The organism is Crossiella sp. S99.2 (assembly GCF_023094165.1).
Lineage (GTDB): Bacteria > Actinomycetota > Actinomycetes > Mycobacteriales > Pseudonocardiaceae > Crossiella.
Genome location: NZ_JALMDK010000043.1, coordinates 1 through 661, shown reverse-complemented (window position 1 = coordinate 661; position 661 = coordinate 1). Strand labels below are relative to the sequence as shown.

The following is a 661-nucleotide window of genomic DNA, read 5'->3' as shown; positions in this document are numbered from 1 at the left end:
GATAGGTCCCACGACCCCAGTAACGCAACCCCTGCCGGGTATCACACGAAACTGGTTTAGCCTCTTCCGCTTTCGCTCGCCACTACTCACGGAATCACGGTTGTTTTCTCTTCCTGCGGGTACTGAGATGTTTCACTTCCCCGCGTTCCCTCCACACACCCTATACATTCAGGTGCAGGTGACCCCACATGACTGGGGCCGGGTTTCCCCATTCGGAAATCCTCGGATCTCAGCTCGGTTGACAGCTCCCCGAGGCTTATCGCAGCCTCCTACGTCCTTCATCGGCTCCTGGTGCCAAGGCATCCACCGTATGCTCTTAACAACTTGACCACAAAGATGCTCGCGTCCACTGTGTAGTTCTCAAAGAACAACCAGACACCACCACAGCTTGCGACACCTGATTCCCGATCACTCGGGCCGGTTTGAGCGCTAGTAGCAGAACTGGAACGTTCGCTTCCTCAAAAGAACCCCTCACGGGTGTTCTCTCAGGACCCAACAGCGTGCCGAACACCCCGTCATCCCTCACCACACGCACACTCGTTCCACACCCGAACACTCAGGCAGTACTAGAAGCACGCATCGCAGATCCGACAGCGTTTTCACCAGTAGTTCCACAATTCTTTGAGCGCCGCAGCCCCAAACACGGTCGGCTTGGACGACT

At 56.3% G+C, this 661-nt stretch carries 1 rRNA gene; it reads right to left on the bottom strand.

Going from position 1 to position 661, the window contains the following annotated elements:
- Positions 1-330, bottom strand: a 23S ribosomal RNA gene (locus tag MZC64_RS47485); the annotation flags it as partial.
- Positions 331-661: the final 331 nt, after the last annotated feature.